Source organism: Flavobacterium soyangense (assembly GCF_015277675.1).
Lineage (GTDB): Bacteria > Bacteroidota > Bacteroidia > Flavobacteriales > Flavobacteriaceae > Flavobacterium > Flavobacterium soyangense.
Window position 1 is genome coordinate 1 of the sequence record NZ_JADHEC010000045.1, and the last position, 17,547, is coordinate 17,547.

At 34.2% G+C, this 17,547-nt stretch carries 13 protein-coding genes, 1 tRNA gene and 1 pseudogene; 5 read left to right on the forward strand and 10 right to left on the reverse strand.

Annotation, left to right across the window (positions count from 1 at the left end; all coding sequences use genetic code 11):
* Positions 1 to 91: 91 nt before the first annotated feature.
* The 8 genes from IR213_RS14650 to IR213_RS14685 all read right to left on the reverse strand — a co-directional run bounded on the left by IR213_RS14650 (position 92) and on the right by IR213_RS14685 (position 9,971).
* Complete coding sequence (locus IR213_RS14650) at positions 92 to 1,183, reverse strand: multiheme c-type cytochrome (RefSeq protein WP_194313051.1); 1,092 nt, start codon at positions 1,181 to 1,183, stop codon at positions 92 to 94.
* Between the two features lie 450 nt (positions 1,184 to 1,633).
* Positions 1,634 to 3,358, reverse strand: a complete 1,725-nt coding sequence (locus tag IR213_RS14655) for a sodium:solute symporter (RefSeq protein ID WP_194313052.1) — start codon at positions 3,356 to 3,358, stop codon at positions 1,634 to 1,636.
* A 121-nt stretch (positions 3,359 to 3,479) separates the two neighbouring features.
* A complete protein-coding gene (locus IR213_RS14660) occupies positions 3,480 to 6,011 on the reverse strand; it encodes a PIG-L family deacetylase (protein ID WP_194313053.1) in 2,532 nt (843 codons plus the stop codon).
* Between the two features lie 321 nt (positions 6,012 to 6,332).
* Positions 6,333 to 6,917, reverse strand: coding sequence for a Maf-like protein (locus IR213_RS14665; protein ID WP_194313054.1), 585 nt, complete (start codon positions 6,915 to 6,917; stop codon positions 6,333 to 6,335).
* The gene (locus IR213_RS14670) at positions 6,910 to 7,836 is read right to left on the reverse strand and encodes a geranylgeranylglycerol-phosphate geranylgeranyltransferase (protein ID WP_194313055.1); all 927 of its coding nucleotides are present in this window, start codon (positions 7,834 to 7,836) and stop codon (positions 6,910 to 6,912) included. Before IR213_RS14670 ends, IR213_RS14665 begins: the two co-directional genes overlap by 8 nt.
* Positions 7,837 to 7,936: 100 nt before the next feature.
* The gene (locus IR213_RS14675; protein WP_194313056.1) at positions 7,937 to 8,653 is read right to left on the reverse strand and encodes a tRNA threonylcarbamoyladenosine dehydratase; all 717 of its coding nucleotides are present in this window, start codon (positions 8,651 to 8,653) and stop codon (positions 7,937 to 7,939) included.
* A 62-nt stretch (positions 8,654 to 8,715) separates the two neighbouring features.
* On the reverse strand, positions 8,716 to 9,369 hold the full coding sequence (locus IR213_RS14680) for a TatD family hydrolase (RefSeq protein ID WP_194313057.1): 654 nt from the start codon (positions 9,367 to 9,369) through the stop codon (positions 8,716 to 8,718).
* Positions 9,369 to 9,971, reverse strand: a complete 603-nt coding sequence (locus tag IR213_RS14685) for a DUF1684 domain-containing protein (protein ID WP_194313058.1) — start codon at positions 9,969 to 9,971, stop codon at positions 9,369 to 9,371. The genes IR213_RS14680 and IR213_RS14685 overlap by 1 nt, the downstream gene beginning before the upstream one ends.
* 207 nt (positions 9,972 to 10,178) lie before the next feature.
* Between IR213_RS14685 and IR213_RS14690 the strand changes: the two genes are divergently transcribed.
* From IR213_RS14690 to IR213_RS14705, 5 genes are all read left to right on the forward strand, one after another.
* Positions 10,179 to 11,405, forward strand: a complete 1,227-nt coding sequence (locus tag IR213_RS14690; RefSeq protein ID WP_194313059.1) for an MDR family MFS transporter — start codon at positions 10,179 to 10,181, stop codon at positions 11,403 to 11,405.
* 113 nt (positions 11,406 to 11,518) lie between these two features.
* Complete coding sequence (locus IR213_RS14695; RefSeq protein WP_194313060.1) at positions 11,519 to 11,875, forward strand: BlaI/MecI/CopY family transcriptional regulator; 357 nt, start codon at positions 11,519 to 11,521, stop codon at positions 11,873 to 11,875.
* Positions 11,876 to 11,879: 4 nt separating this feature from the next.
* Positions 11,880 to 13,754, forward strand: coding sequence for a M56 family metallopeptidase (locus tag IR213_RS14700; protein ID WP_194313061.1), 1,875 nt, complete (start codon positions 11,880 to 11,882; stop codon positions 13,752 to 13,754).
* Between the two features lie 74 nt (positions 13,755 to 13,828).
* Entirely contained in the window at positions 13,829 to 13,969 is a 141-nt protein-coding gene (locus tag IR213_RS16405; RefSeq protein WP_228479202.1) for an SsrA-binding protein, read from the forward strand.
* Positions 13,970 to 14,078: 109 nt separating this feature from the next.
* Positions 14,079 to 14,152 (forward strand) — tRNA-Arg (locus tag IR213_RS14705).
* A 366-nt stretch (positions 14,153 to 14,518) separates the two neighbouring features.
* Here IR213_RS14705 and IR213_RS14710 read toward each other — a convergent pair.
* Positions 14,519 to 15,946, reverse strand: a complete 1,428-nt coding sequence (locus IR213_RS14710) for a TolC family protein (protein WP_194313062.1) — start codon at positions 15,944 to 15,946, stop codon at positions 14,519 to 14,521.
* Positions 15,939 to 17,435, reverse strand: a pseudogene (locus tag IR213_RS14715) (efflux RND transporter permease subunit); the annotation flags it as partial. The gene IR213_RS14710 and the pseudogene IR213_RS14715, both read right to left, overlap by 8 nt.
* Positions 17,436 to 17,547 lie beyond the last annotated feature (112 nt).

Below are 17,547 nucleotides of genomic sequence, written 5' to 3' on the forward strand. Positions count from 1 at the left end.
TAAATTTATAAAGAATGCCAACCTAAATTTTATTCCTTTTCCAATCTCAAATTAAGACCTCTGGGACAAAGCCCAGAGGTAATTAATTATTTTATTTTAAAGCTTCAATTGAGTTTTTTAATAAAGCTTTTGCATAGGTTGGGTTATGAACTCCATTACTTCTATCTTCTAGCAATAAGGCATAATTCCAAGCTGCTTGTGCCACTTTAATAGGAACGGTATTTGAAGTAAAAGCGTTTGTTGTTGTACTATAAGCTCCTTTTGACACCAACAAACCTTGTAATGTTGCCATATCTGCAGCAAAACCAGTTACAGAAGCCGGCGCTCCACCTGTATGACATGTTATACAAGCATTTGGTGTTGGATTCCACGTGTGTGCTCCATTCGTTCCATCAGTAGTTTTACCCATATGACATTTTACACAGGAAGAACCTGATCTATGACTAGCAGACTTAGGTGCTGGATAAGGAGTTGAGCCTACAATTAAAGCACCCTGAATACCTTCTAACATAGTAGATTGTGGACCATGATGAGGCCCAAAACGACTACTCAATTTTACATCACCTGTTGTAGGAGGTAATCCTCTTGGTTGGTGACAGTTTACACAGGTATTACTTGTACCCATATCTATTTTATAGGTAGGGTCTTGGTCTAAAGCAACTTTCGTAAATCCTTGTCTAAGGGCGAAATCATTACCATCTGCAACAAAATTAAAACTAGAATGCGTATCATGGCAAGTTTTACAATTAATGGCATTTAAATGGTTGCTGTTTGCACCAAGTTTAGTTGCATCAACTGGATAAGCTGGGTTTGATGGCAATCCTAAACCGGTACGTAGTGGTACTCCATTCATTTTATCAATGTATCCTGGACCTGTGTGACATTGTACACAACCTGTTCTGTTGGTGTATTCGGATGTAGTAAACTCTAAGCCGGAAGCACTGTCTAAGTGCAAAGTTTCTTTAGCATGAACAGATAATGCATAGGACGCTTTAATTGGATCTCTGTAACTATTAGAGTGACAAGATTCACAAGTAGTGGTTCCGTTAATTCCGTTTGTTCCGTTTGTTCCACCTGCACCTGTAGGTCCTGGAACAGGAATATAGTCATCGTGGGAACATCCTTGTAAGGCGAAAAAAAGAAGCCCTAAAACAACTAACATCGTTTGTTTAACTGTTTTCATAATTTTGATTGTTTAATTTATTTAAATTAATCTTAAGATAATTTTATGATATAAATTTCGATGTTATTTCATTAAAATTAGATGATAAATATCATATTATCAAAAATTAGCAATAAATTTAAGAATATCATAAAAAACAAACAGAATATATAAAAAACAAAATTTTCTTTGTTATTAAATCTTAAAATCATGATTTTTTTAAAAAAATTCTCATAAAAAGAGATGTTTTTGTCTTGTTTTTCAAAACAAAAAGAGGATTAACTCATCCTATTTTATGGAGTGAGAATCCTCTTAATCTTATTCAAACCTTAAGATTTATAGTTTTTATACGAATGTTATTTTTAACATTCTACCATCTTCTTGATGGGAATTATCCTTATATAGATAACTTACGCCTTCCCTATCTAAAAGTAATCATACCACAATAAAATTTCATGTATTTTTCTTGTTTCAAGAATTTGTAGGAAGTTTTTTGTTGAAGCCTATTGCCTGCATAATAATTGATAATACAATAGTCAGCATTGCCCCAATGAAGTTGAGCCACAAATAGCCCAGTTTTTCTTCGCCACTTGGATAAATAAAAATGGCATAGTAGTAAATTATAAAAATGGTGATTTGGCTAATAACGGCACTATAAAATATGGCTTTTGCCTGAACGTATTTTATATAAAACCCAACAAGAAAAATACCCAAAACTGTTCCGTAGAATATAGAACCTACAATATTGACCAATTGTATCAAGTTTTCAAACAAGGTTCCAATACTTGCAAAAAGGATGGCTACAATTCCCCAAAACAAAGTGAAAAATTTGGTGGCGTTCACATAATGCCTTTCTGATTTCTCTTCCTTTAAATTACGTTTATAAATATCGATGGCGGTAGTCGAAGCCAAAGCATTCAATCCAGAAGCCGTTGATGACATTGCCGCAGAGATAATCACAGCAAGCAATAAACCTATCAATCCTTTGGGTAAATAATTAAGGATGAAATGAAAAAATACATAATCTTTATCATTGGTTTCGCTATGAACATCAGCTTTCAGTATGATTTCTTTGGCACGATCTCTCAAATCTTTTTCTTTGCTGGATAAAGCAACTAATTCCTTTCGAAGAATCGGGTTGTCATAATCCTGATTGAGTTGGTCTATATATAAAAGGTTAATCACTTTCTTGTCTTCTGAAAGTGCCTCCAACTTTTTTTCCAAGACGTGATAATCGTTTTTATAAACAGATTTTTCTACAATTATTTTATTATTTGGATTAAAATTCAAAGGAACCGGATTAAATTGAAAAAAAACGAAAACCATAACTCCCGTAAGCAATATAAAGAACTGCATTGGCACTTTTAACAATCCGTTCATAATCAATCCCATTTGGCTTTCCCTAACCGATTTCCCTGATAAATAGCGTCCTACTTGAGATTGGTCTGTCCCAAAATAAGCCAAAGCCAGGAAAAAACCTCCAGTAATTCCGCTCCAAATGGTATATTTTTCTTCCGGATCGAAAGAAAAATTAACAATGTTCATTTTGTCATTTGCCCCAGCAATGTGTAACGCACTGGTAAATGTCATATCATTGGGCAAATAATGCAAAATCAGGAAAAACGTAATAAACATTCCAAACATTATGACGAACATTTGCTGTTTTTGGGTTACGTTCACGGCTTTTGTTCCTCCAGAAAAGGTGTAAATTATCACCAAAACTCCTATTGCGATGTTCATTAAGGTAAGATTCCAACCTAACAATGCCGACAGAATAATAGCTGGCGCATAAATGGTCAATCCAGTTCCCAAACCTCTTTGGACTAAAAAAAGAATTGCAGCAAGAGAACGCGTTTTTAGATCAAACCGTTTTTCGAGATATTCATAAGCCGTAAAAACCTTGTATTTGTGGTATATTGGAATAAAAGTCACACAAATAACCACCATCGCAATAGGCAAACCAAAATAGAATTGCAAAAATCCCATTCCATCATGATACGCTTGTCCCGGAGTTGAAAGAAAAGTGATGGCACTTGCCTGCGTCGCCATAACCGAAAGTCCTACAGTGTACCAAGGTGTTTCGTTATTGCCCAGAATATAATCTTCTACATTCTTGCTGCCTCGGGTTTTCCAAACCCCATAAATTACTATAGAAAGTAAGGTTACTATAAGTACAATCCAGTCAAATAATTGCATAGGTTAAGAATATAATTTCATTAGTAAACAAAAGATCAAAATATAAATAACATTAGCCACAAGAACCCAAGTGTAGCTTTTTTTCCAAGTTTTTACTTTTTTTGTTTCCATATTTAAGGCTTTAAGGCTTCACGTTTTGAGCAGGCAAAGTCATGGGATTTTGCAACGAAATCATATTGGACAATAATTTATAGGCTCCGGAAACTCCTTCGGGTAATTCCCTGAAAAAACTTAAACCTGTGTAAATATAATACCCTTTTCCGTAAGGAGCGATTAATAACGCCCCATTTTTGGGAGTTTCTCCTTTGTCATTAGAAGATAAAATTGGAATAAAAGCTTTATCAAAATCGTTGGGATAATACAAGCCTTGCTCCTGTTTCCAACCTTCAAAATCCTTTGTGGTGATCTTATTTGGGGAATTTAAAACAGGATTATTGGGTGCTAAAAACCGAACTTCGGCATTTTCTTCGGTGACTCTGTCTCGAGAAATTTTCATTGGAAACGGAGCGATATTTTCGGTTACCAAATCATTTGGATTATTATATTGCACGAGCATTGTTTTACCTCCTTTTACAAAATCAAAAAGGATGTTTTGCTTATTTGCCAATGCCTGAACCGTATTATAAGCACGAACTCCGGTCATAACCACGTCAAAATTAGCCAGTTTTTCAGGAGATATTTCTTCGGGATTGAGCAACGTAACTTTGTAGCCCATTTGCGTCAAACTGTTAGGGACTTCATCACCAGCTCCCATAATATAGGCAATTTTTTCTTCTTTAGTTTTTAAATCCAACCGGATGAACTTGGCTTCCGAAGGTTTTAATACCTGTTGTTTTGTAATATGGTTGAAGTCAATAATGATTTGCTCTTTGTCATATCGTTTACCATCAATAATGGCAACGCTTTTGGCAATAACCTCATCTGTTGAGTTTGGCGGACTTACTTCAAAATACACCGTTAATTCAGTTCCTTTTTTGTCCAATGCAAAAGGGATAGATTTTGGTAAAACTTGCCAATTTTTAGGCAATTCCAATTGTAAATCGCCTTTCACGCTATCTTTTCCAGCCTTAATTTTAACTGCTAAATATTTCTTTTTATTATCCTTGAAAAGCGAAACTTTATCCAGAATACTGGTGGTGACTTCAGGAACAATGTCCAGATAATTATACATTTCTCCTTTTACATCGTCATTGTATTTGTAAACTACGGTTCGTTCAAATGGGATTTCGACTCCGTTAATTTGAACGTTGAACACCACTTTTACCTCCCGAATAATATCTGGAATTCCAATGATTTTTTGATTAGAAACAGTGTATAATCCTTCGGTTGCTTTTTCTTTTAGCCAATAAGGTTGAGTGTATTCAATGGTTGAGGGCAATTGTAAATCAAGATTTATGAATTGTGAAATATTATTTTCTAAAGATAGGTTTTGAGATGTATTTTTGGACTCTGGCAATGTAGTTACACTTATCAAATTCATCGCAATTGGACTTCTATTTATCGCTTCAAGCTTTAATTTTACAAGGCTATTTGGCGTTGCTTCCTGATTTTGGGCAACTGCCTCAAGAAATAATCCGGCACAAGCGGCAATAGTTTTTTTGATTTCTTCTGATTTTATTTGTTTCCAATGGTTTTCATCCAAAGATTGAATTAACGAGTAGGCTTTTACCAATTCTGGAATACTCGCTGAAGGATTTGCAAAATCAAATTCAGAAGCAATTTTAGTCATCAATTCTCCAATAGGCTTACCTCCTTTTACACGATTCCAGGAAGTATCAATTCCTTCGAAAATAGAAGTTTTATCTTGAAGCGGTTTCCCATTAATGAACTCTAGATATTCGGTTTCTTCGCCACGAGTTCCCGTGCTGCCAAAACCTTGCGATTGATGGCGACTGCGACTCAAGGCAGCAATTTCCTGATTTGATTTCCCGATTAACGGATAATAAACTCCTGTTTGTATCGAAAATAAATTGGTTTTGTCTATAGCATCAAATTTTTCCTTGCTTCCGTAAAACCACCACGAAGTATTAAAAAACTGGCGTTTGGGTTGCCAAGGTTCCACTAATTTTAATTGTTCAGGAAAAATGGCAGGATTATTGGCCAGATCAAAACTTTTAACGCTCAATATAGCCGAGGCTGTGTGATGACCGTGTGTCGTTCCTGGCGAACGGTGGTCAAACCGATTAATAATTACGTCAGGTTGAAATTTCCTAATAGTCCAGACAATATCAGAAAGCACTTTTTCCTTGTCCCAAATTTCTAAAGTTTCGTCCGGATTTTTTGAATAGCCAAAATCATTGGCACGCGAAAAAAATTGTTCTCCCCCATCAATTTTCCGAGCTTCTATCAATTCTTGGGTTCTGATTACTCCTAATAATTCCCGGAATTGAGAACCTATCAAATTTTGACCGCCATCACCTCTAGTTAACGATAAATAGCCTGTTCTTGCTTTTGTTTCATTGGATAAATACGAAATCAACTTTGTGTTTTCGTCATCGGGATGCGCTGCAATATAAAGTACGGAACCTAGAAAATTAAGCTTTTGGATTTGGTTGTAAATTTCAGCCGAGTTTGGTTTTTGAGGTTTTTGGGCGTTTATTATTTGGAAAGAAAGAAGGAAAATAACGAGAGACTGAATCAAAAATTTGTGCATTTTTTAGGTGTTTAATGTGCAATGAGTCCAAATGTAGTAATTAAATAAATTTCTAAATAAAGTTTTTTATTTTCTTTGGCAAAAAAGGTGCGATTTGAATTAAAAAAAAGAAAACCAATACAGTTTCTCCTTCTTTTTACTAAAACAGAATCTTTAAACGCCAAAAAAATGAGAGGCGAATTTTAATTTAACTTCTTATGAAAACAAAAAAATTTCTTCTTCTTTTATTAAACTGACTTCGGGTTATAATTACCACATTTTTAAAAATTTGAATAAAATGAGAGAAAGTTTTGGTTTTAAAACCAAAATACAACAAAATTCTTATGCCAAATTACTCAAATATTTATAGACCTTATCCGTAGGCATTCCCATAACATTGGCATAAGAACCTTCTATTTTTGATACACCAACAAAACCTATCCATTCCTGAATTCCGTAAGCTCCTGCTTTGTCAAACGGTTTGTAATTTTCTATATAATAGCGAATGGCTTCATCAGTCAGTTCATTAAAAGTTACTTTGGTCAGTTCAAACATTACAGTTGAATCTACGTTGGTTTTAAAACAAACCGAAGTGATAACTTCATGAGTAGCATTCGACAAAGATTTTAGAATCTCAAAGGCATCTTGCGCGTTTTTTGGTTTACCCAATGCTTTATTATTGTGCCAAACAATGGTATCGCTGGTTATGAGGATTTCATTGGAATTTAATTCTCCTTCAAAAGCATTGGCTTTCAATTCTGCCAAATAGTTAGTGATTTCTTCGGCTTTAAGTTCAGGCGGATAAATTTCTTCAATTTCTTTCAATCTAATTTCAAAATCGAGGTCTAAATCTTTAAAGAATTGCTGGCGTCTTGGCGAACCCGAAGCCAAAATCAGCTTGTATTTTTGTAATTTATTTTTAAGCATTGTATTTTATGTTTAGGTTTATGACCACAATCGAAAGTATTCCAAAAAATAGAATCCATTTTAGAACGGTGCTCAAATGATAAAAATCTTTTTGATTATTTGCAGACCAAATTTTAGTTGTAAAATATAACAAAGGAGCCAATATAAAAACTAATCCGAATACTGTTCCAAAGAATAAATTTGCCGAAAACAAGTAATAATGAATGTAATAAACGATGCAAATTATTGGAATAAAAATTAGTCCAAAAACAAGTTTAGTTGTGTTTTTTGTTCCAAAAGCATTGGGTAACGTATTCATTCCTTGATTAGAATCGCCTTCAATATCTTGCAAATCTTTGACAATTTCCCGAATAAAATTGATGATGAAAGCAAAAATGGCATAATCTAAAAGTATCCCAAAAAGCAACCCCATAACAGCTCTGTTTTCTTCATTTGTCAGAGGATATAAATCGAAAAGTCCGATAATAATTACACTAAACGAAAGCAACAAAGCCACTATAATATTGCCAATAAGCAAGCTTTGTTTCAAGCTCGTGGCATAAAAGTAAAGCGTCGCCGCAATGATTATGAATATGGATGCAAAACCAGGCTTGTTAATTACATTCGATAAATAAAACCCAATTGCAACACCAATTACCGTAAAACCGATATACAGATTATAAGCCTTAGTTTCAGAAATAAACTTGCCAACAATTACGTTTTCAGGTTTGTTTTCGGTATCGGTTTCCACGTCAAGAATATTATTGATGATGTAACCTCCAGCAGCAATTGACATTGTTGCCAAAACCAATAAAACATATTGCCAATCAGCTAACGCCAAAGGAATATTTTGCAATTCCAAAAAACCGTATCTAAAAACGAACTGCATCAATCCCAGCATTAATAGGTTTTGATAGCGGATTAATTTAAAGTACTTCATATTTATGTTATGGGTTAAGGGTTAAGAGTCAAAAGTTATGGGTCGTGTAAATAATTATAATCGAAACCGAGAACTCATAACCCATAACCCATAACACTTTTTAATCTTTTTTCAGTAAATAACGAATCACGGTTTCGGCGGCATACAAACCAAATAATCCCGGCATATAACTGTTGGTTCCGTAAAAAGATTTCTTGAAATTAGAACCATCGGTCATTTTTAAACTGCTGTCATCTTGAATTTCAGAAGAAAATACCACTTTTAATTTATCAATTTTTACTTCTTTCAATCTGCGACGAATGGTTTTTGCCAAGAAGCAATTTACAGTATTGGTAATGTCTGCAACCTTTACTTTCGAAGCCTCCATCTTTCCTCCGGCTCCCATACTGCTGATGATTTTGACTCTTTTTCGCTTGGCTGCTATGATTAAATTTAATTTTGGCGTAATGCTGTCAATGCAATCCAAGACGTAATCATATTCCACGGAAACAATTTCGAAAGCACGTTCCGGAGAAAGAAATTCCTTGATTCTTGTGAGTTTTAATTCCGGATTGACATCCATTAATCGGTCGCCTACGATGGTTACTTTTGGTTTTCCTACAGTCGAATGCAAAGCGGGTAATTGCCTGTTGATGTTGGTAATATCTACAATATCGCCATCAACAATGGTCATTTTTCCGACTCCGGCTCTTGCCAAAAATTCGGCAGCAAAAGAACCAACTCCTCCTAATCCTACGACTAAAACATTGGCATTTCTTAATTTATTTAATCCTTCTTCTTTAAATAAGAGCTCAGCTCTTTCTGTCCATTCTGCCATAGTTATTTTGTTTCAAGTTTAATGTTTCAGGTTCCTAAAATCTGAAATCAAAAATCGTTAATCTACAATCTTAAATCAAAAACTTTATTATAATTATTTCTAATTATACCTTGCAATTCACTTAATTTTAATTCTTTATATTTTGCTGCAAAGGCATAAACTTCTCGAATTCCTTCCTCAATAGTATCCGTTTCCAAGAAAAATCTATCGTTTGGAATGTTTTTAAAAACCGATTCCAGTTCTGGATTTAGTAATAAATATTTTCCAAACGAAATATAAAATCCATTGCCAATTAATTGTTTAGCAACTTTTTCGTTTTTTGAAAATCCGTGGATTATCATTGGAACGGTCATTTTCAATTTTTTCTTGATTTCGATAACTTCCTGAAAAGCGGCAACGCAATGAATCACGACTGGTTTCTGGTATTTTTCGGCAAGTATCAATTGTTTTTCGAAAACGGATTGCTGCAAATCAAACTGAATTTCGATTCGCTTGTCTAATCCACATTCGCCTAATGCAAGGCAGTTTCTTTCCTGTAACTTACTTTCTATTATTTCTAAATCCTTTTGTAATCGGTTATCGTCAATATACCAAGGATGAATTCCTATGGAATAAAACGGAATTTCGGTATCGAATTCCTGCGGATATTGATTGACTAATTCCAGTACATCGGGTTGATTCGTGAATTTGTGCGTATGTAAGTTGAAGAATTGCATTAGTCGTGAAATTTCTTGACTCCTGCTTTTATTTCAATATTCAAGTCGTTTTCCAATGGCACTTTTGGACAAGAATAGCGATGACTGTATGCGCAATACGGATTGTATGATGTATTGAAATCAATTGCAATTGTGTCTCCTTTTGGTATTTTCATATCGATATATTTTCCGCCAATATAGCTTTCGTTTCCAGAAGTCAAATCTGAAAAAGGCAAAAACAAATAGTCTTTATATGCTGAATTTTTGGATAATTCTATGTTTTTGTAAATGTTCAATTTGAATGATTTTCCGTCGATAGAAAAAGATACTTCCCCATATTTTACATACATCGGCCTTCTGTCTGTCGAGGTTTTCATTTCGAAAGGTCTCTCATTTTCAGTTCTGACAAATTTTGCCACAACAAAAAATTTTTCGTTTATGGGATAGAAATCCAAGGTTTTAAAAACGGCTAAATCTTCGGCCGTCAATGGACTTGTTTTTGCATCGGCATATTCGATATTTAAATCTTTTTGGAATTTTTCGACTGAGGCAACATCAAATTTTTCCTGTGCAAAACCAAAAGTGAATAGAGTCAAAAAAACCAAGCTTAGAATTGTTTTCATTTTATAAATTTTAAGCAAAAATAGTTTAAAAGTTAGAAAGCCACAAAGTTTATATTTTGGAAAGAATAATTTTTATTTGGCGAATCCTAGCCCAGATAAAAGTGAAAATCCTTTTATTTTTTTTCTTTAAAAAAATAAAAGATTGAAACGAATAGCTGGAAGAAGCTCCTAAAAAACTTTGTAGCTTTGCAAACTAAAAATTTCTATATGCTTAGATCAGGACTTCGTAGTTATTTCAATAATTTTAAAGGCTTCAGGCGAGAAGTTTGGATTCTGGCAATCATAACTTTTATAAATAGAGCTGGCACGATGGTTTTGCCATTTTTGTCTAAGTATCTAAAAGAAAATTTGTATTTTACTTATGGACAAGTTGGATGGATTATGGTTGCCTTTGGTTTAGGATCGATGTTAGGCTCTTGGCTTGGAGGTAAATTATCAGATAAAATTGGTTTTTATAAGATTATGATTTTTAGCCTTTTTACTAGTGGAATACTATTTTTTGTCCTGCAATATATCACCAGTTTTTGGGGACTGTGTTTCGGAATGTTTACAATAATGGCGATTGCGGATATGTTCAGACCGGCAATGTTTGTTTCCTTGAGCGTGTATGCCAAACCTGAAAATAGAGTTCGAGCGCTATCTCTAGTCCGTTTGTCTGTAAATCTGGGTTTTGCTGCCGGACCTACATTAGGTGGATTAATTATTCTGGGAATGGGGTATCAAGGCTTGTTTTGGGTCGATGGCAGCACTTGTATTATTGCTATTCTAATTTTTGCATTTAGTGTTAAAGAGAAAAAGAGAATTCCGCTTGAAATAGGAGAATTACCTGCGAAAATAAACCGTAAATCTATTTACAAAGACAAACCTTTTTGGTTACTCCTATTCACCATTTTTATTGTTGCAATGGTATTTTTTCAACTATTCACGACGCTTCCTTTGTATCATCACGAAAAATTTGGTTTAACCGAATTTCATACCGGAATGCTTCTTTCCTTAAACGGACTTTTAGTTTTCCTATTAGAAATGCCTATTGTGAGCATTACTGAAAGAAAAAAAATCAATAAAATTAAAATCATTTCTTATGGTGCTTTATGTGTAGCATTAGGATATTTTATTTTACTGATTGATTCTTGGGTCTTTATTTTAGTAATCAGCATTATTTTACTCTCCCTTGGAGAAATTTTTACTTTCCCTTTTTCTAATGCTGTGGCGTTGAACCGAGCGCCAAAAGGACAAGAAGGACAATATATGGGGCTATTTACGATGAGTTTTAGCTTAGCGCATATTGTGTGTTCTAAAACCGGACTTGAGATTATTGCTCATTTTGGCTATCAAACTAATTGGATCGTTATGGGAAGTTTAGGAATGTTAGCCTTAATTTGTTCGGTTTGGTTAAATAGAATGCTATTATCAGAAAATAGAATTCCAGCATAAATTTCATTTATTTTATTTAAAACTTAAAATTTAGTTAAATAACTATAAAAATAGTTTAATAACTAAAAATATAGTTGTACGTTTGTTCTCAGGAAGATAAAATTGATACAATTATGCAAAAACTGACCAACAAAGAAGAGGAAATTATGCAAATTTTATGGAAGCTAAAAAAAGCTTTTGTTAAAGAAGTTCTAGCAGAAATTACGGAAGAGCAGCCTCATTACAACACCCTTTCAACTATTATCAGAAACCTCGAAGAAAAAGGTTTTGTATCGCACAATGCTTTTGGCAACACGCATCAATATTTCCCAATCGTAAAAAAGGAAGACTATAGAAAACGGTTTATGAACACGGCAATCGATACTTATTTTGATAGTTCCTATAAAAATATGGTTTCTTTTTTTGCCAAAGAAGAGAAAATATCAGCCGAAGAATTACGAGAGATTTTAGCTATGATCGAAAAAAAGTAATAGTATGGAAACTCTATTCTTTTACGGCATCAAATCCAGTGGCTTAATAGCAATATTTTATTTTGCCTACATTATATTGTTGCGAAAAGAGACTTTTTTCAGCAGCAATCGTTGGTTTTTATTGGCGGGATTAATCACCTCTATAGTATTACCATTAGTAGTTTTTACAAAAATAATTTGGGTTGATCCAAGTCCAACAAATATTGACTGGTCAAAAATTCCCATGACAACTCCTATCGAAAATGATGTGTTCGAAATCAATTGGTATATCATTTTTGGAATTGTCTATTCGATTGGAATTCTGGTGTTCTTGACGAAATTTGCTTTTGATTTTTATAGTTTGTCCAAGATTCTAAAAGGAAAAGCCATTCAGCAACAGGCCGATTATAAGTTTATCAATGTAGCCGAAAATGTTTCTCCATTTTCTTATTTCAACTATATAGTTTATAATTCATCGTTATACAGCGACACGGAATTAGAAAACATATTAGAACACGAAAAAGTGCATAGCGCACAAAATCATACGATAGACATTTTAATCTCAAGGCTGTTTTGTATTACATTTTGGTTCAATCCGTTAATGTGGTTGTACAAAAACGCCATCGCTCAAAATCTGGAATTTATCGCCGATAGCGAAGCTTCAAAAAAAATATTAGACAAAAAAGCCTACCAATTTACGCTTTTAAAAATAACAACGCAGGAAAATTGTGTTGCCATTACCAATCATTTTTATCAATCATTAATCAAAAAACGAATCGTTATGTTAAACAAAAATCAATCAAACAAAAGGAATTATTGGAAGTATGCATTAGCATTTCCGTTATTGGGAGCATTTATCTTTTTCTTTCAGGTAAAAGTAATTGCGCAGGAGAGAGAATCGAAAGCCACTAACATTGAACATTCAAAAACAAATGAAAATTTGGTAGATATTTACAAAATAAACAAGAATACCACAGATGCCGAATTAAAAGAAAAAATTAACGCTTTAAAGGAAAAATATAATGTTACACTTACTTTTTCAGATGTTGAAAGAAATTCAAAAAACGAATTGATTGCCATTAAAGTGGATTTAAACAAAGGCAAAGAAATTTCAAAGAAAATGGCAACTAAAGGTACTGATCCCATAAAAACATTTGGCATTATCGTTTCCAAGAATGAAAATGGATTATTAACTGTTGATTTTGGAACAGATGACACCGTGATAAACAAAAGAAGTGGCTTAATTTCTCCTAAAGCGCCTTTATCTGCAGACAAAGAAATTTTTATTAACGGTTCAAAATCGAGTCAGGAAGAGTTAGATAAACTAGATCCAAATGAAATTGAAAGTATGGATGTAATTAAAAAATCCGACAAAAGAACCATTCGAATTGTTACCAAAAATTACTCTAAAACGCTAAATGAAAATGACATTTATATTAATGACGAAAAAGCAGATAAAAACGAACTCTTGCTTTTAGATCAAAATACCATTACAAAAATGGATGTCAACAAAAATGAAAAAACAATTAGAATCACAACCAAAACAATCAATCAATCAGCAGATAATATTGATATTCCAACTCCACCAACCCCGCCAGCATTTACATTTAAAAATCCAAAACCACCTGTTTTTCCTAAAGCCCCAAAAGCTCCAAAAGGCGACCCAATAAATGGAGACAAAAAAGCTTGGAAAGAATATGAAAGCAAAATGGAAGATTTTAATAAAAAAATGGAAGCTATGGGACCAGAAATGAAAGCTTTCGACAAAAAGATGGAAGAATTTGACAAACAAATGGAACCCTTTAATGCTGCAATGGAGGATTTTGATAAAAAGATGAAAATCTACGAGCAACAAATGGAAGAATACCAATCCAAGGTCAATGCAAAAACAGAGAAGTAATATTTACTTAAACTCAAGAAAGACGGTTCTAATCAAAACCGTCTTTTTTTATATCTTTGAAAAAAAAATCATCTATGTTTAAAATATTAGCCAAAATAAATAAGATTTTCCTTCCCATTTTCACTAAAAATGGGTTGGATATTACCAAAGCCAAGAAATGGCAAATGGCAATCATTGGTTATAGATATTACGTAACTACAAGAGCATTAGATTGATGAATGCAGATTTTTGAGACATATTTTTAATTTGAGAAATATTTCACTATAATTTGACATTTAGGTTTGCAAGATTGCTAAAATTACCTATATTTGCACCCACAAAATAGGCCTTGTGGCGCAACTGAATAGCGCACTTGATTACGGCTCAAGAGGTTACTGGTTTGAATCCAGTCAAGGTCACTAAAGAATGAAAAGGGTACACGAAAGTGTATCCTTTTTTTGTAATATTTGGTTTTAAGTTCACCCAAGAAACCAAAATATTTACAAAAAAAGTTTTCAATCTCTGATTGAAAAAATTTCCATTTCCACTACGGAACTTCATCTGGATGTTGCGGAGCAACATCCAGTTCGAAAATTGTAATTAAATCAACAAAGCTAGTATGTGCATCTTTTTGTTAATACTTTTTTCAAAGCGGGACTTGGCTGGATTTTGCTCCGCAAAATCCAGCCAAGTGATGAAGTAATGGAAGCAGCTGGTTTTGTTGTCACAAAAAAGCCCTAAACACTCAACAATGCTTAGGGCTTTTGGCAACTAAAAAATGGTATTTATTTCCAACCTCCGCCCAAGTCTCTGTATATGTAGACTGCGGCATTCAGTTGTTCTTTTTTGGTACTTATCAGTTCAAGTTTAGATTCCAAAGCATCGCGTTGAGTCATTAAAACTTCAAAATAATCTGCTTTGTCAGATTTGAACAAGTCAGATGCAAGACCTATGGATCGGTCTAATGCAGCCACTTGTTGCCATTTTAAGTCATAGCTTTTTCCTAGATTATTAATTTTGGAAAGCTGACCGGTAACTTCCAGATATGCATTAAGAATAGTACGTTCGTAATTATACAAAGCTTGAATTTGTCTTGCACTGGCAGAACTATACTCTGCTTTGATTGCATTTCTGTTAATTAATGGTGCTGCTAAATCACCAGCGAGTGAATACATCAACGATTCTGGAAGTGTAAACAAAAAGGATGGCTTAAATGCATTAAATCCTATTGCAGCCGTAATATTGAGCGAAGGAAAAAATTCTGATCGAGCTACTTTTACATCAAGCTTAGCAGCTTCCAATTGAAGTTCTGCTTGTTTAATATCAGGACGATTAGCCAACAATTGCGAAGGAATTCCTGAATTTATTTCTGATGGCAATAGACTCAAGAAGTTGCTTTTGTCTCTCTTTATTTCTTGTGGATATTGCCCGAGCAAAAAGTTGATTTTATTCTCGGTTTCTTTTATGTTTTGGAGAATTCCAAACTCCATACTTTTAGAAGCCAACACCTCAGCCTGAAATTTTTGAACTGCCAATTCTGTAGTTCTGGCGGCTTCTTTCTGAATTTTTACGATTTCCAAAGCATTGGACTGCAAGGCAATGTTCTGTCTAACAATGTCCAATTGGCTATCGAGTGCCAGCAATTCATAATATGAATCAGCAACCTCAGCGATAAGGTTCGTAATCACAAGATTCTTCCCTTCAACAGTCGATAAATAGCGACTCACAGCTGCTTTCTTTGAATTGCGCAGTTTCTTCCAGATATCCACTTCCCAATTGGCATAAGCAGCCAATTTATAATCTTGCAAAACTTCTGGAACTATATGTCCAGGAGTAATTTCAGTAGAAGAATCTCCAGCTCCCTGACTGGTATATTTACCTACATTTAATACCCCTGCTCCTGCACCAATTCCTACCATTGGCAAGAGAGCGCCTTTCCTTACACGAATATCATTCTTTGCAATTTCAATTTCCTGCAAAGTAATCTGTAGTTCCTGATTATTTTTTATGGCAGTATCTATTAAATTCACCAAATTTGGATCCTTAAAATAAGTACGCCAAGGAGTAGTCGAAATATTGGTCGTATCTGTACTCTTGTCGAAAGATTCTGGAACAGATTTAATAGCAGTCGAAACCGCAGCCGCCGGAGCATCACAGCTTGCAACGGCAAGACAAATACTCAACACAATACTAAATATTTTGATTTTATACATTATGATCGATTTCTTCGGTTAATGGATTATTATTTTGTTTTTTGACCATCTTGATTTTTGCTGCAATACTACCAAATATATAGTACAGCCCCGGTATCAACAATACTCCTATAACAGTTCCCAGAAGCATCCCGCCAAGAGCAGCAGAACCAATTGTTCTATTTCCAATTTTACCTGGCCCTGTAGCAAAAACTAACGGAATTAGCCCCGCAATAAATGCGAATGAAGTCATTAATATAGGACGGAACCTTACTTTGGCACCTTCCATAGCCGCTTGCAAAATTGTTGATCCAGCTTCGTGTTTTTGGACGGCAAATTCTACAATCAAAACCGCATTTTTACCCAATAGCCCTATAAGCATTACAAAGGCAACTTGAGCATAAATATTGTTTTCTAATCCGCAGATATACAGTAATAAAAACGACCCAAAAATACCCGCAGGCAGCGATAGAATTACTGCGAATGGCAAAACGAAACTTTCATATTGTGCCGCTAAAACTAAATAAACAAAAAGTAAACAGATTAAGAAAATATAAATCGCTTCGTTACCTCGACCTACTTCATCTTTCGAAATACCAGCCCAATCAATACCAAATCCCCTTGGCAATTTTTTTTCAGCCACTTCTTTAATTGCCTTAATAGATTCTCCACTACTATATCCAGGTGCGGATTGACCACTTATTTCAGAGGAGTTAAACATATTATGTCTTGTAATTTCAGACAATCCATATACCTTATCCATATGCATAAATGCCGAAAATGGCACCATTTCATCACGACTATTTTTTACATACAATTTCAAAATATCTTCAGGCAAAGCTCTATATTCTGGAGATGTCTGAACAATAACTTTGTATTGTCGGTCGTATTTAATAAAACTAATTTCATAGTTACTACCTACTAATGTAGAAAGTGTATTCATAGCATTATCAATTGAAACTCCTTTTTGCTGAGCAATATCGTTGTCAATTCGCATCATATACTGCGGAAAACTAGCACTATAAAAACTAAATACTGATGATAATTCAGGACGTTTGTTCAATTCCTTTACAAAATCAGTATTAACCGTTTCCATTTTCTTGTAATCTCCTGAACCTGCTTTGTCAAGCAATCGAAGTTCGAATCCTCCTGCGGCACCATAACCCGGTATTGCCGGTGGCTCAAAAAATTCGAGAGTTGCACCTTTTATGTTTTTAGACTTTTCCTCTAGTTCTTTCATTATCTCATTTACAGAGCGCTTGCGGTCTTCCCAACTTTTTAGATTGACCAAACAAGTACCAGAATTTGATCCTGTCCCCTCGGTTAAAATTTCAAATCCTGCCAATGCAGATACTGATTTTACGCCCTCAATTTTTTGTGCAATTTTCTGCAATTTTAAAGCAACATCATTGGTTCTTTCTAAAGAGGAGCCGGGAGGTGTTTGTATAATAGCATAGAACGTTCCCTGATCTTCGTTTGGAATAAATCCTGATGGAAGACTATTATTTAACCCGTTGGGTGTAATTATTTGAAGTAAAAAATATTAATTAGATATTGCTCAAGACACTGAAATTCAGTATCTTGAAGTCGCAAAACAAACAATATCCATGTCAAATATAATA